The organism is Bacillus sp. SM2101 (assembly GCF_018588585.1).
In the GTDB taxonomy this organism is placed as follows: Bacteria; Bacillota; Bacilli; order Bacillales; family SM2101; genus Nanhaiella; species Nanhaiella sioensis.
Window position 1 is genome coordinate 1 of the sequence record NZ_JAEUFG010000043.1, and the last position, 13,395, is coordinate 13,395.

19 protein-coding genes are annotated in these 13,395 nt (G+C 32.6%); 7 read left to right on the top strand and 12 right to left on the bottom strand.

The genetic code is table 11. The annotated features are described in order from the left end of the window. Positions 1–223: 223 nt before the first annotated feature. The 5 genes from JM172_RS22710 to JM172_RS22730 form a co-directional block, all read right to left on the bottom strand. A complete protein-coding gene (locus JM172_RS22710) occupies positions 224–436 on the bottom strand; it encodes a DUF2997 domain-containing protein (protein WP_214484646.1) in 213 nt (70 codons plus the stop codon). A gap of 13 nt (positions 437–449) precedes the next feature. Further along, positions 450–2,129 (bottom strand): AAA family ATPase, encoded by a 1,680-nt coding sequence (locus JM172_RS22715; protein ID WP_214484647.1) that lies wholly within the window; start codon positions 2,127–2,129, stop codon positions 450–452. A gap of 62 nt (positions 2,130–2,191) precedes the next feature. Next, entirely contained in the window at positions 2,192–2,920 is a 729-nt protein-coding gene (locus JM172_RS22720; RefSeq protein ID WP_214484648.1) for a ComEA family DNA-binding protein, read from the bottom strand. Between the two features lie 18 nt (positions 2,921–2,938). Further along, positions 2,939–3,382 carry a hypothetical protein gene (locus tag JM172_RS22725; RefSeq protein ID WP_214484649.1) on the bottom strand — a complete coding sequence of 148 codons (444 nt, stop codon included), beginning with the start codon at positions 3,380–3,382 and terminating at the stop codon, positions 2,939–2,941. 2 nt (positions 3,383–3,384) lie between these two features. After that, positions 3,385–4,011, bottom strand: a complete 627-nt coding sequence (locus tag JM172_RS22730) for a 4Fe-4S single cluster domain-containing protein (RefSeq protein WP_214484651.1) — start codon at positions 4,009–4,011, stop codon at positions 3,385–3,387. Positions 4,012–4,732: 721 nt separating this feature from the next. Here JM172_RS22730 and JM172_RS22735 point away from each other — a divergent pair. The 3 genes from JM172_RS22735 (at position 4,733) to JM172_RS22745 (ending at position 6,300) form a co-directional block, all read left to right on the top strand. After that, entirely contained in the window at positions 4,733–5,026 is a 294-nt protein-coding gene (locus JM172_RS22735; RefSeq protein WP_214484653.1) for a hypothetical protein, read from the top strand. Positions 5,027–5,460: 434 nt separating this feature from the next. Next, a complete protein-coding gene (locus JM172_RS22740; protein ID WP_214484688.1) occupies positions 5,461–5,625 on the top strand; it encodes a hypothetical protein in 165 nt (54 codons plus the stop codon). A gap of 168 nt (positions 5,626–5,793) precedes the next feature. Beyond that, entirely contained in the window at positions 5,794–6,300 is a 507-nt protein-coding gene (locus JM172_RS22745; protein ID WP_214484654.1) for a YncE family protein, read from the top strand. On the opposite strand, the gene JM172_RS22750 is transcribed toward JM172_RS22745, so the two are convergent. Further along, the gene (locus JM172_RS22750) at positions 6,293–6,508 is read right to left on the bottom strand and encodes a hypothetical protein (protein ID WP_214484656.1); all 216 of its coding nucleotides are present in this window, start codon (positions 6,506–6,508) and stop codon (positions 6,293–6,295) included. The two genes, JM172_RS22745 and JM172_RS22750, sit on opposite strands and share 8 nt — an antisense overlap. A 133-nt stretch (positions 6,509–6,641) precedes the next feature. Between JM172_RS22750 and JM172_RS22755 the strand changes: the two genes are divergently transcribed. Then, complete coding sequence (locus tag JM172_RS22755; protein ID WP_214484658.1) at positions 6,642–6,875, top strand: helix-turn-helix domain-containing protein; 234 nt, start codon at positions 6,642–6,644, stop codon at positions 6,873–6,875. Between the two features lie 333 nt (positions 6,876–7,208). On the opposite strand, the gene JM172_RS22760 is transcribed toward JM172_RS22755, so the two are convergent. The 6 genes from JM172_RS22760 to JM172_RS24970 all read right to left on the bottom strand — a co-directional run bounded on the left by JM172_RS22760 (position 7,209) and on the right by JM172_RS24970 (position 10,777). After that, positions 7,209–7,838, bottom strand: coding sequence for a hypothetical protein (locus tag JM172_RS22760; RefSeq protein ID WP_214484659.1), 630 nt, complete (start codon positions 7,836–7,838; stop codon positions 7,209–7,211). Positions 7,839–8,057: 219 nt separating this feature from the next. Then, on the bottom strand, positions 8,058–8,282 hold the full coding sequence (locus JM172_RS22765; RefSeq protein ID WP_214484660.1) for a hypothetical protein: 225 nt from the start codon (positions 8,280–8,282) through the stop codon (positions 8,058–8,060). A 114-nt stretch (positions 8,283–8,396) separates the two neighbouring features. Beyond that, positions 8,397–8,636: a GNAT family N-acetyltransferase gene (locus JM172_RS22770; protein WP_214484662.1), complete on the bottom strand. Its 240-nt coding sequence runs from the start codon at positions 8,634–8,636 to the stop codon at positions 8,397–8,399. Between the two features lie 52 nt (positions 8,637–8,688). Further along, the gene (locus JM172_RS22775) at positions 8,689–9,198 is read right to left on the bottom strand and encodes a GNAT family N-acetyltransferase (protein WP_214484664.1); all 510 of its coding nucleotides are present in this window, start codon (positions 9,196–9,198) and stop codon (positions 8,689–8,691) included. Between the two features lie 360 nt (positions 9,199–9,558). Continuing rightward, entirely contained in the window at positions 9,559–9,747 is a 189-nt protein-coding gene (locus JM172_RS22780) for a transposase domain-containing protein (protein ID WP_352224069.1), read from the bottom strand. A gap of 892 nt (positions 9,748–10,639) precedes the next feature. Further along, a complete protein-coding gene (locus JM172_RS24970) occupies positions 10,640–10,777 on the bottom strand; it encodes a nucleoside triphosphate pyrophosphohydrolase family protein (RefSeq protein ID WP_250886850.1) in 138 nt (45 codons plus the stop codon). A 197-nt stretch (positions 10,778–10,974) separates the two neighbouring features. Here JM172_RS24970 and JM172_RS22790 point away from each other — a divergent pair, with 197 nt between their 5' ends. From JM172_RS22790 to JM172_RS25540, 3 genes are all read left to right on the top strand, one after another. Beyond that, entirely contained in the window at positions 10,975–11,619 is a 645-nt protein-coding gene (locus JM172_RS22790) for a beta-propeller fold lactonase family protein (protein WP_214484666.1), read from the top strand. A 108-nt stretch (positions 11,620–11,727) separates the two neighbouring features. Next, positions 11,728–12,801 (top strand): beta-propeller fold lactonase family protein, encoded by a 1,074-nt coding sequence (locus JM172_RS22795; RefSeq protein ID WP_214484668.1) that lies wholly within the window; start codon positions 11,728–11,730, stop codon positions 12,799–12,801. Continuing rightward, entirely contained in the window at positions 12,798–12,989 is a 192-nt protein-coding gene (locus JM172_RS25540; RefSeq protein ID WP_214484669.1) for a cytochrome D1 domain-containing protein, read from the top strand. The genes JM172_RS22795 and JM172_RS25540 overlap by 4 nt, the downstream gene beginning before the upstream one ends. Positions 12,990–13,395 lie beyond the last annotated feature (406 nt).

Consider the following 13,395-nt stretch of genomic DNA (forward strand, 5'->3'; position numbering starts at 1 on the left):
TGGTATGCCTCTATTTATCTTAACACAGGTACAAAAATATCTTTAGAGATTATTATTGACATCCTATTAGCTGGTATTGTTGAATAATATTTTCTTGTATTAATTCTATTAGTAGCTGTCTTATCTTTTAAAACTAAGCACAGCATCAGATATGTGCTGTACCTTTCTAATGCTTATGATTATCAGGTCCAATATAAAAAATACTGAATTTTTCTAAAAAAACTCATTCAACTTTAAGAATATTTTTTTGAGTTTGTTGTTGATTGACTTCTTCAATCTCATAAAATTCTTTTGTATATTTAGCTTGAACAGCTTCAGCATGTAATAATTCTTCAATTATAGGGATTAAGTCCGTGCATTTCTCACCTTTAATTCCCTTTGTTTCAGCTTCAATGTGTCCATCAGAAAATATACGGACTTGAATTTTCTTTTCCATAACTAGTCACCCCTTAAAAATCAATTGTTCTCCCACCACGATTAAAGCGAACATCTTCATCTTTTTTAGTTCCTGTTTGAGTATCGTCGGTTATTGAAATCTTCTCATTTCTATAGGCTTCACGATCTTCTCGAGGAGTCGCTGTAACCGCACGAACATCTGCCCAATCCCGAATAGCTCTTATTTGTTCTGCTTGAGTAATAGATAATGGAACTGTATTTGTAATAGCTTTTTCAAAGTCCTCAATAAGAATTGACCTGTTTAAAGAGTATGCTTCAAATAACGCGTCAATCACAAGCTGTTCAATTTCAGCTCCAACAAACCCTTCACATTTAATAGCTAAATGTTCCAATACCTCTTCTGTTAACTTAAATCCTTTGATAACATCTGGGTGATTTAAGCGCTTGTTTATGTGAACCTTTAATATATCTTTTCTTTCATGTTTAGTTGGTAAATCAACAAAGAAAATTTCGTCAAAGCGCCCTTTACGCATCATTTCAGGCGGTAATGCAGATATGTTATTTGCAGTAGCAATAACAAATACAGGACTTTTCTTTTCTTGCATCCAGGTTAGAAATTGTCCGAAAACTCGAGATGAAGTACCCCCATCACCACTGTTGGAAATACCACTAAATCCTTTTTCTATTTCATCAATCCATAATATTGAGGGAGAAATTGCTTCTGCTGTTTTAATTGCTTTCCGCATGTTTTCTTCACTGCTTCCTACGATTCCACTGAAAATTTTCCCCATATCTAAACGCAGCAGTGGAAGATGCCACATAGAACTTATTGATTTACTTAATAAACTTTTACCACAACCAGGGACCCCTGTAATTAGTACCCCTTTTGGAGCTGGTAGGCCATATTTTTTTGCTGAGTCTAACCAAGACTTGTTACGCTTCTTTAGCCATCGTTTTAAGTTTTCTAAGCCACCAACATCCTCCATTTTTAATTCACTTCGAATGAACTCTAAAATACCTGTTTTTTTAATAATTTGCTCCTTTTCTTCTAATATAACTTCTACATCTTTAATATCTAATTGACCATCTTCTACCATCGCACGTGCAAAGGCATTCTCGGCTTCAGAAAGTGTTAAACCAAGTGCAGCATTAGCTAAACTTTCTTTCTCTTCATTAGATAAAGATATGTTAATCCTTGCATTTTGTTCGTTAATATATATCATTTCATCTAAAACAGACTTAATTTCTTTGAAAGTTGGTAAATCGAAATCGATAATAGTAATATCCTTCTGTAATTCTTCTGGAAGAATTAAAAAAGGTGATGTAAAAATAACATTAATCGGGCTTGGGTTTCTTTTAATATGTATCAACATATCACGTAGTTTTCGAATTACTTGATAATCAGGAAGCCTTCTATCATTTCCAAAATACACATGAAAATCTTGTAACACTATAATACAAGGCTTATCATATTTTTCAATAAATTCTAATGCTTTAATGGGTTGTTTTGAATTTCCCTTCGATTGACCTTGACTATCTAAAATACCTGTTGTCATTCTCCATGTTAAAACCTCTCTTGGAGTTTTTATTAATTCGACCTCTTGAGCAACTGAGCGTATGACTGACATTACGCGCTCTTCCTCCCAAGTGTGGATATATAAATAAGGAAAACGAGCCTTTAGTAAGTTTGCAAGTAATAATTTTGTTTTTGTTTGATTTAATTTAATTGCCATTATCCAACCACCTTTGCATCTAGTTATTGATTAAAAAAAATATAGATTGTCGTTAATACTTTTTAATAATCAATGACTCTTCCCGATTTCTTTTCCTTAGATATATGATCTACATGTGAAAAAGTCACTTTTTTCTCTATATTTTGAATAGCACGTTCTTTTAATTGCATTATTTCAGAGAACTCTTTAAATGATTGAAAACCACCTATTTCTTGGCGTTTAATCACCACTTTTTTAGCTAAAATAATTCCGATTTCTGGTATAGAAGCAATTTCTCTTTCAGATGCTATGTTAAGGTTAATTTTATTTACTTGTACGGTATCTACCGGGGTTGGTGTAGTAATTTCTTCTGAATTTACTAGCTTCCTTTTTTTAGTAGCAGTTTGGGGCTTAGGAGGACGAGTTATTGTACTTTCTGATACATTGAATCTTTCCTTAGCTTCTTGTCGTAGCTTCGAATATTTTTGATTGTCCAACACTTTCTCTTTGGATTGTAAGACATCTAATTGGATCAGATAGATAGGACGAATCTTGTATGCATGGATTACTGAAATGATCCAAAATAAAAGCGCAGTTAATGCTGTGATTCCTGAAGTAGGTAAAATAAATACTACAATACACACTGCTAGATAAACCAATCCATACACTATCCAACGTGGTTTCTTTACTCTCACTCCAACGAATAAGAAACTTATAAAACTAGTTATGCCAAAAGGCAATAAAGTTAATAGTATCCACCAGCTATTGGTCAATTCCCAATACTTACCTTTCCCTGTGTACATTGGTGCCATTCAATTCACTCCTATTCTCTATTGATTTAATATGTAAGTAACTTGTATTGAATTATCTTCTAATACTTCCTCTTTCTCTAAAATCAATCCTTGTTGTTTAGCCTTATTAATGAGGTTTTGATATACACTTTGTTGAAGGTAATGGGTATAAGATTCTTCAACATTACTAATCCACTCCATGTACTCACCTTTATCCGCTGAATTTGGTAATACTAATGAATAACACCCCTGTTCGCCTATGATAAAGGTAACCTCATTGTCATGAATTATTTTCAAATCTAAGGGTTCTTCAACCTGCCGAAATGAACAATCCCATTCTTCTAGTGCTTGCTTTAAAAGATTTTCATCCTTCATACGGGTTTCAATAATTGTATATTGATTTTCTCTAAACTCTGATATACCTTCAACGATTTCCTTTGTTAAAGCAAAGGCTAAGGGAATTAATACAATCTCTAAACTCATAACTATTCCTCCTTACGTACATAACCTAATTGAAGTAACATATCTAAATCAACGGAATTAGCCATGCCATTCGCTGTGATAGTTCCGTTCGGGTGTATATTTATTTCTAATTTATTCTGAATGGTAGAAAGATAATCTTCAAGATGTTTATAAACATCAGATAAAAAGCGGTATTTTTGGTTTTTTGATCCAATCCAAGGATAGCTAAGATCATGCTTACTTTCAATATAAGGACCATCTATGAGTAGATCGGTAGCCTTTATTAAACGATGCCAATTAGGATTATTGGAATTGATGATCGAAGCGTAATCATAGCCTGTAAATGTTACAATTGATAAACCAATTTTTTTTATTTTACTCGCTAGAATACTTAATTCTTGAGCCTGATGGAAAGGTTCTCCTCCTAAAAAAGTAACGCCCTCCAATTCTGGGGTGGTTTGTGAAGTACTTTCAATATCACTAAATATTTCGTCAATATCTTGTACAATGCCACCATTCATATCCCATGTATGTGGATTAAAACATCCTTCACATCTAATAAGACATCCTTGAACCCATATTGCATATCGTAATCCAGGTCCCTCAACTCTAGTCTTTTTCTCAATTCTAGAAATTCGCAAGGAAGACAAATAATCACCTACTTGTTTGTTAGTTTATAATAACACTAATTTTGGAAATAAAATGTTAAGTATGAAATATCCATTAGTATAATTTTACTATAAAAGAATAAAAAGTATTATAAATAATGTCTTTAATTATAGGGAATATGGTTTTAAAAAACACATATCATGAAAAGCAGCAATATCTTTAATGTTATATTTATTTTTAGGGACTAATTATTGCTGGTTTAATTGTCATTCCTAACAGTGCAACATATGGTGGTGATTACAAGTCAACAGTAAATAATCTCATATATAAAATTACCAATAACGGAAAAGTAGAGAATCTATCATCTGATAACTTGAAGTTTATTAGGGTGGTAGTTACCTGATCTCCAAGTGAGTTAAAAAAGTATAATCCTATTCCTTTTATACAAAGTGCTGTACTTGGATCTACAGCCAAGAGATATTTAAAATAATTAAAACTTTGAAAAACCTTCAAAAAATGGCTTTTTATTTATGAGTACAATAAAAAATGTGCTATTTTTTTACATACCTTCTGACACCAGATGATTAAAAGTATGAAACAAATACTTTCATAAATATGTAAAAACATGTGTATAAATAAAAATCTTTATATGTAATAATATTTTTAGATTCGCTCACATTTTGAAAGGTTAATATACACTATAGAGGATATGAATTTCTAAAACAGTTTAATATTACATTTTTATCAAAGGGAGTGTTATAGATGGCAATTGGAATAGCAATCGGTATTATATTATTTGGATTGGTATTAGCTTTTCAATTAAGTCATGGTAAGACCAAAAAAAGAAGGTGTATTATTTGGGGAGTTACTATTATGTTAGCAATAGCACCATTCTTTTCTTGGCTAGTTGGTATTTCCTATGGCATTTACGTTGGAGATGGATTTGCCGGAGGAGCACTAATGGTTATATTATTTTTAATTATTTTCTTAAGTGGGCTTCTCTCATTATTAGTCGGAGTTTTAGGTAGTGATGAAAAAGAGATAATTGAAAAATAATTTATTACTCAACTTTCTCAGGTCAAATCAATAAGGTAAGCAAAGATCTAGCAAGGAAACCCTATTATGATAGTTGATTTTTAAGTAATGGTTATGTTTGTTTATTTTTTTATTATTGCAACCAGAGAATCCAATCAAGTTTATTTACTTTGTTACAAAGGTCAAAAAAAAAATAACCCACCTAAAGTAGGTGAGCTGTCCCCTGTCAAGTACAGTGGAAATAATAAAGATGATTTAAGCGGCTTTAGCTCAACACATAACATTTTAACTATCATTCTCTCTTCCTGTTGCCTCCTTTGACAAACATGCAGGGAGAGTATTTTTTTGCTAATCGTCACATTTGCTAATTAGTTTCCTTAATTTCTTCAAGTTCAATGTTATAATTAATGGCTAGACTTATTTTTTTATCGTTTACTAGACAGAGGTGATTTTATATGAACGGACTCTTACTCATGTTTATTTTGTATATCGTTTTCGCCATGGTTGGAATATTTATTTTATATTTTGTGATAAGAGCAGCAGTAAAAGCAGGTATCGATGAATCCACCACAAATAAAATGATTGGTCGAATATTAGATAAAGTTAGCGAAAAAAAATAACTATCCATCTGCACCTCCCACTACATTGTGGAGGTGTTTTGTATTTATTAAACTAATTATTTATTATGTTTCATAATATTTCCTAAATATAGTGTTTATTTATTCTCATGATCCAAAGTTCATCAAAAGATAATTAATACTTATTCTTTCAGTAAAGGAGTTTATTTTATGCCAATTGCGTATGTTACTAATTTTACAAGTGGTACCGTTTCTGTCATTGATACCAAAACCCATTCTGCGATTGCTACTATTCAAGTTGAAAATGCTCCTCTTTCGGTTACGATAACTCCTGATGGAAAACTTGCCTATGTTGTAAATTCTGGTAGTGCGACAATATCTGTCATTGATATTAAAACTCATTGCGTTGTTTCAACTATTCAAGTTGGAATAAATCCTCAGTTCTCTAAATTTAGTCTTGATGGAAAGCTTGCTTACGTTAATAATAGTTCTGATGTTACTATTTCCATTATTGATGTCAGAACTCATTCTGTGATTGCTACTGTTCAAATTGGTTTATTTCCTAGTTCGGTTGCTTTTACTACTGATGGAAAACTTGCTTACATTGCAAATTTTGGTAGTAACACTGTCTCCGTCATTGATGTCAAGACTCATTCTGTGATTGCTACTGTTTCAGTTGTGTTAGATCCTTCGTTTGTTGCTATTACTTCTAGTTAACACAATTACTCTTGAGTTTCCTTAACAACCTGTGTTCCTTATCTTTCATCCGTTCATGAGCTTCTTGTATTTCTTTGGAAATCCTTTCATATTGCTGCTTTGCCTCTTGTTGCTCTATCTCTAATTCCTTCATTTGTTTGGAAAAGAAGGATTCAACACTCCCACTACCAACTAAGAATTTTCTATACGATTTAGGTTGATATGTCATTTAACCGTTCCTTCCTCTGACACTCACAATAATGCTTGGCAAACTACTAAAAATAATGATTAACCAAAGGGTAGTCCACCCCGGATGTTCAAATAATAGTTCCATTTTGCCCTCCTAAACCACTCACTAATTCTTGAGTTTCATAAAAATAAATTTTAAACGTTCAAAAGAAGATGAAAGAAGTGTATTAATTTCATTAACAGATAAAGGAGTTCGGTTAAAAGAAGAGACTAGAGCCATTCCAACGATGATATTTGATAAAACAGGTTTAACATCTGAACATTCGACTAGTATAATCGCAACGTTCGAGACCTACTTAAACACTAAGAAAAACACCATATGTACAGGTATAGAGTTTAATTATTAAAAGGATTTTTTTAATGAAAGGGCGTTTTCCACTATTAGTACAAATACGTTTAGAGAAGTTGTGATGGTTAATTTGAAAGGCAAAAAAATTAAAGCGAATGAATTTTGATTCTTACTACAATTTATAACCTAAAAAATGATTAATCAAAAGAACCTTTTGTTCTACAATTTATAAATAAAGGCGCATCACTTAGAGAAATGTGCCCTATTGTTGAATAGTATTTTCAGAATCGACGATGTTAAAAAAATTTAATGAAGCTATCTGGATCTGCAAAAGATTAAAAAGTTAAAAAAGGCACTGTTGCAATGGGATCTCTAATAAATAATTTTACAGCTAATACACAATTGAGAATACCTCTTCATCATTCAAGTTACCAATTATTTTTTTTGGTGCCTCCACATAACCAACGTTCACGTACATAAATGTCTGTTGATTATCATTTAATTCTATGACGGTGTAATCACTATTAGGGTAAAAGATAACCACTGAATCTACTTTATCATTAATTTTCCCACTAATAATACGATACTTTTGTTTCACATCTCCATTGGTATCCCCAAGTAGATGTGAAACATTTATTGCCTCTTTTAAATTAGTTTTATATATATCTATGTCTTCTAGATGGTATTCACCTTGAGAATTCTTAACTGAATACATGACACCGTAATAACTACCTTGTTGTAATGTAAATGAGGTAAAAGTGCCACCTTCAATGTTCGAAATTTCAGTTATGTAAATCTCATTTGGCTTTCTAGAATAAAAATAGTCTATTCCTTTTGAAACTAACTTCTCTAAATTCTTATCTGCTATTGATTCAGTAGTAGTTACCATTCCCTTAGGTTTAAGTTCTTCATACATAATAGTATCAACTTCTTCATTAGAGCTCTTTTCAGTATAAATAAATGTATAGTATACTGCTAAGATCAACAATAAAGTGGTAATTAGAAATATTCTTTTATTCATTTATTACACCTCTAGATATCAATCTTCACAACCTAATATGTCTTTGACATTTATAAGTTAAATTTGCCTTATCTCAAATCCCCACCTACTTTCAACAAAACCCCTTATTATCAATACATTTTTATCAGGTTCCTCCATGACAGCTACATGACCAGACTACGTTGAAAATGGTATTTTGATCTATGTTACGTCATAATGTTGACTAAGTTCTTGATAAGCTTAGTTTACGTCATCTACTAAAACCTCAACATCTGTAACATTGATATTTGGATCATTTTGTAAAACTAACGCTGAACTATTTTCTTTTGGGAACTTCAATCCAATAATTGTCCAGGTTCCTCCACCTTCTAAATCTCTTTTTACTTTCCGGTTTTGTTTTAACCCTAAAGATAGATAAATGTTACTAGATTTTTGAATATCGGTAAACGTAAAATATTTCACCACATACAGATAATCTCCATACTTACTAGATGTAGGAGGTTATCTCATTGGGTATAAACCAATGGAATGTGGGGATAATTTGACGTTTACCTTTACGCCGATGAATGTCATAGCCCTTTACGCTTTTTGATGCATCGGAAGATAGTTATTAAAACCGATGGGACCAATTAATTTCTTGTCTTCTTTTCTTTGAATTCCGCAGCGAAAGTCTTTCTTTCCTTCTTCAGCTGCTTTCAGAGCTATTGTTAGGTTGATTACTTGGTCAATACTTGTTAAAGCATTTTGACCATAATATTTCATTGCACTATCTAGAGAAAAATTAGCAAATAGGTCTTCCGCGTCATCTTCCATAATCATAATCGTTCCGTTTCTAGATCTCTCATCCGGCGTTCCTCTACAACTCTATCTTTTACGATGATTTGATTAATCCACCTGGTCGGAACCGAGCCATCGTGATTTCATCAACGAACTTTCCATGTTGAATAATCGTTCCCTTAAGTACTCCCTCTTCTACAAAGCCTGCACGCTCATAAAGTTTATACGCTCGATCATTTCCTGCCACAACGGTTAATTCTAATCGCTCAATCAACAACCAATTGTCTGCTAAATCAATGAGTTTTTCCATTAACCTACGGCCAATTCCCTTTCCATGGTGCTCTTGGTCTATCATTAGAGAAAGACCCGCAATATGCCCTCTTCGTTCCTTGTTTCTTGTTAGGCCTGCAAACCCTACAACAACTCCATTCTCTACGGCAACAAATTGGTGTTGGTTCTCTCCTAAGTTTTGAAGGTGCTGCTCAAAATCTTGGAATCTCATACTTGGGGTTGCAATGATGGTTGGCAAAACACTCTCCTGGGTCATGATTGTAACAATTCTTTCTGCGTCTTTTGGTTGTACTGCTCGAATCAGTATGGTCATAAGGCATAGCTCCCCTTTTCAAATATTTACGACACATAAGTAAAAAACCTTCTTTTGTTAATATATTTTAATTTTAAATCAATAATACACTTAACCACCTTCTTCTCAAATTGCTGATACTGGAGGTCCAATCTTCCATAACAGTGAGTACACAAAAGTAAATTTAATCAGATGGGGCTAATCGTAAAATAAAGAAAGTTGTGCTTCATCCACTTTATACTAATTTTTGAGATTACGTGGTTTCATAAGACCTTCTTTTCATATGAAGTCCCAAATAGTCTAATCAAACTCCCACTTGAAAAGCCACGAATAAAGTAACCGTCAAATAACCCAGAAAATAAGACTGAGTTTGTTACTGAGTTACTTTTTATTTGGTTCACTTTTTTTTGGAACTGAACAAATTGGGGGAAGACTCGTTGACCAAGGTAAGACTCTATCAATTTCTTCTTTATTGGTTAGATCCATATTGGGAAGTGTTTCAAACAAATAATGAAGATAATGATAAGGGCTCAACCCGTTTTCTTTTACAGTTTCAACCACACTATACATAATGGTACTACCACCTTTCTTTAAAGTCTTGAATATAAGCTTCCCATTCCTTTTTGATTCGTTGTTTTTTCATAGTAAAACCTCCTATATCTAGTATGTAAGGAGCTTATCTCATTGGGTATAAACCAATGGAATGTGGGGATAATTTGACACTTACGAATATCGTTTGTATAAATCGCAACACATTCTAATTTTTCTAAACATAGACTCTTCCTCCCAAAAATGATATTTTTATTTTCTAAATAAAATATATCATCTAATCACGTCAAGTAATGTCGTAATTATTATTATGACAGCTCATTTTGATATGAATTTTTGTTTGCTACATACAGATTGAGCTCTTCCAAAAAAATAGCCTAATTTCTCATATTCTAAATGAGAAATTAGGCTATGATACTTCTATTAATTGAAAGTTTGTTTTATCATTATAGGCTGGATTTGCTGTATTTTATATTTGGTAGCTATATTCGGAAACGATTTAACTTAAAAGGTTCCAGGTCTACCTAACTGTTTCTATTCTTAATATCTTCTAGAATCTCTATTATTTTCTCGTTTTGCTCAATCAGTTTTTCAGTCTGTTTTCTTTGTCTTAAAAAATCTCCTGAATAAGATAGCAAAAATAGAAATGTGATTATTATTAATAAACCCTCCATATGTTCACTCCTTATGAGCCGTATTTTCTTATTATGTAACTTATCATTAGGGTAGTCTATAAAGCCTGTACTACTTTTTAAGTTCTTATTTATATTCTTCTATGTTTATTTCTTCTTTTAAGTGAAAACACTGCTCTAAGTCTATATCATAAATATTTGCTAAACTAATAATGTAATAAAGCACATCGTATAGTTCTTCTTCAACCGTTCCCTTAATTGAACCGTTCTGTTCTAGTCTTTTATTTTTTTCTAATTACTTCTGATAGTTCCCCCACTTCTTCAATTAACTTTTGAAAATATGCATTTTTTAGTTCTGGCTTATAATCTTTAGCTTTAATGAAGCTTTGTAATTCTTTAATGGTGATGTTTTTATCCACTTTCTCTTCCCCTAACTTTTCATACCATATTCCGTTAAAGCCCCTTTAACTCAAGAATAATTATTTCAAATGTTCAGTACTTAGACAATCCTTTTCAAAGAATATTAACTTCAAATGAAAAGACGCTTATCTAAATTTTCAGATATGCGCCATATAGTTGAGTAACATTAAGTGAATGTAACATATTAACTCATTCCTTGATTTCTACAGCCCAAGTAAATAGACCTTTTTCTTTGGCCATTACACCAGATGGAAAACTTGCTTATGTTGTTGATGAAGGTAATGATAACGTAACAGTTATTGACACGAAAACTCATTCAATTGTTGCTAATGTCCCAGTTGAACAAACTCCTATTAATCTGAAAATCTCTACTAGTGGAAAACTTACTTATGTAGTTTGCAATCATTTGGTGGGGACTGTTTTTGCCATTTACATAAAAACCCATTCTATCATTGCTTCTATATTAGTTGGCCAAAGTCCATCATCAGTTTCATTTACCCCAAATGGAAAAATTGCATATGTTACTAATCTCAATAACTCAGTTACTATTATTGATGTTCCAACTCATTTTGTTATTGTAGATGGTTATACATCAGTAATTGATACTAAAACTCATTCTGTTATTGCAAATGTTCAGATTGGAACTGCTCCATTAAACAACGCTATTACACCTGATGGAAAGCTTGTTTTTGTTACAAATAGTGGTAAGAACTCTGTATCTGTTATTGACACAAAAACTCATGCTGTTATCGCTACTATACAAGTTGATTTACCTCCAGGTTTTGTAGTTTTCACACCAGATGGAAAGTTAGCTTATGTTACAGCATCTCCACCTTTTTAGTTAGCTTTTCAAGGACTCTAGTAACCACAACTATCATTAAATCTACTAATCATTTTTCCCATCTCTGCTCATATACTTAATTAACTATATTGTAAAGGTGGTAAGTGGATGGGGTTCGCATATGTTTCAAATATTAACTCTAGGGATGTATCAGTTATTGATACCAAAACTCATTCTGTTGTAGCAACTGTTAGAGTAGATGGATTCCCACAATCCATTGCCCTTTCGCCTGATGACAAATTAGTTTATGCTGTATTTCGGAATCTAGAAGCAAATTCTTTCGGACTCAAAGCCATTGATACTAAAACTCATTCTGTTATCGCTACAATTCAGGATAGTAATATTCCATTCAAAGTTGTTTTTTTACCAAATGGTAATCTTGCTTATACATTGGATTTTACATTCAGGAATGTTTCGGTTATTAATACGAAGACTCACTCCATTATTGCTAATGTTTTAGTGGGAGATAACCCCTCAGCCAGCCCACAAAATATTGCTATTTCTCCAAATGGGCTATTAGCCTATGTTACGAATTTTGGAAGTCAAATCCAACCTGGTAATACAGTTTCTGTTATCGATACCAAGACGCATGCTGTTATTGCGACTATTTTGGTTGAAGATAACCCATCTAGCATTGCATTTACCCCTGATAGTAAAATAGCTTATGTTCTAAATAATGGTAACTCTAATTTTCCTGGTAATACAGTTTCTGTCATTGAAGCCAAAACTCACTCTGTTATTGCTACTGTCCAAGTTGGAAGGTTTCCTATAGCTATTTCAATTACACCTGATGGGAAATTAGCGTATATTCTTAACTTATTAGATGGCTTATCAGTAGTTGATACTAAGACTCACTCTGTAATTGCTACTATACTACCAATTGGCAGTGATCCTTTATCTGTATCCATTTCTCCTGATGGGAAGTTAGCGTACGTATCTGATCGGTTTGTAAATACAGGTAACATAACTGTCATTGATACAAAAACTCACTCCATTATTACCAGAATCCCTGTTGGAAATATTCAACCACATAATATAGCCTATACTCCTGATGGAAAATTGGTATATGTGACAAACTTTGGTGGTAATAGCGTATCTGTTTTTGATACAAAAACTCATTCCGTTATCTCTACTGTAAGAGTTGGTCTAAGCCCTCTCGATGTTATTTTTTCATCTAAGTGACTGTCATAGCAACCGTACAGGTTGGAAACGATCTAGATGTTGTTACCTTCACCCCAGACGGGAAATTCGCTTATGTGACTGTTAATGAAGATGGCAATGTATCTGTGATTGACGTGAAAACACATAGTGTGATCGCGACAGTTCAAGTTGGAAGTAATCCTAAAGGCATAGCAATTATCCCTACTTAACCAAATCAAAATGGATTGTTCTTGCTCATTTAATGAGGTATGCAAGTATCTAACAATGAACTATCTGCTGTACAGGTTGAGATCAATCCCCTTTTTGTTGCCTTTAAACAAGATGGAAAGCTTAAAAGAAAAATAACCTTTTCCCGAAAGAAGATAATTTCAAATAGCTAGTAATAAGCTTAAGCAAATAGATGAAATTATTCAAACTACATTTTTTTCTGACATAAATCCGTCTCAAAATTTTCAAGCTTATGATTATTTATTATAAACGTTTCTTTATAATGGAGGAGGTTTTTAAACATAACTAACCTTAATATCACTTGTCCTTCCTTATCCTTAATAGGTAACTATCCTTAAGGTAATCTAGATAATCTTTACTACCTTCTTACGGGGTTGGTGATACTCC

Coding starts and splice junctions, on each gene's coding strand:
- JM172_RS22710 (WP_214484646.1), bottom strand. CDS start 436: ATGGAAAAGAAAATTCAAGTCCGTATATTTTCTGATGGACACATTGAA.
- JM172_RS22715 (WP_214484647.1), bottom strand. CDS start 2,129: ATGGCAATTAAATTAAATCAAACAAAAACAAAATTATTACTTGCAAAC.
- JM172_RS22720 (WP_214484648.1), bottom strand. CDS start 2,920: ATGGCACCAATGTACACAGGGAAAGGTAAGTATTGGGAATTGACCAAT.
- JM172_RS22725 (WP_214484649.1), bottom strand. CDS start 3,382: ATGAGTTTAGAGATTGTATTAATTCCCTTAGCCTTTGCTTTAACAAAG.
- JM172_RS22735 (WP_214484653.1), top strand. CDS start 4,733: ATGGCAATTGGAATAGCAATCGGTATTATATTATTTGGATTGGTATTA.
- JM172_RS22740 (WP_214484688.1), top strand. CDS start 5,461: ATGAACGGACTCTTACTCATGTTTATTTTGTATATCGTTTTCGCCATG.
- JM172_RS22745 (WP_214484654.1), top strand. CDS start 5,794: ATGCCAATTGCGTATGTTACTAATTTTACAAGTGGTACCGTTTCTGTC.
- JM172_RS22750 (WP_214484656.1), bottom strand. CDS start 6,508: ATGACATATCAACCTAAATCGTATAGAAAATTCTTAGTTGGTAGTGGG.
- JM172_RS22760 (WP_214484659.1), bottom strand. CDS start 7,838: ATGAATAAAAGAATATTTCTAATTACCACTTTATTGTTGATCTTAGCA.
- JM172_RS22770 (WP_214484662.1), bottom strand. CDS start 8,636: ATGATTATGGAAGATGACGCGGAAGACCTATTTGCTAATTTTTCTCTA.
- JM172_RS22775 (WP_214484664.1), bottom strand. CDS start 9,198: ATGACCATACTGATTCGAGCAGTACAACCAAAAGACGCAGAAAGAATT.
- JM172_RS22780 (WP_352224069.1), bottom strand. CDS start 9,747: ATGTATAGTGTGGTTGAAACTGTAAAAGAAAACGGGTTGAGCCCTTAT.
- JM172_RS22795 (WP_214484668.1), top strand. CDS start 11,728: ATGGGGTTCGCATATGTTTCAAATATTAACTCTAGGGATGTATCAGTT.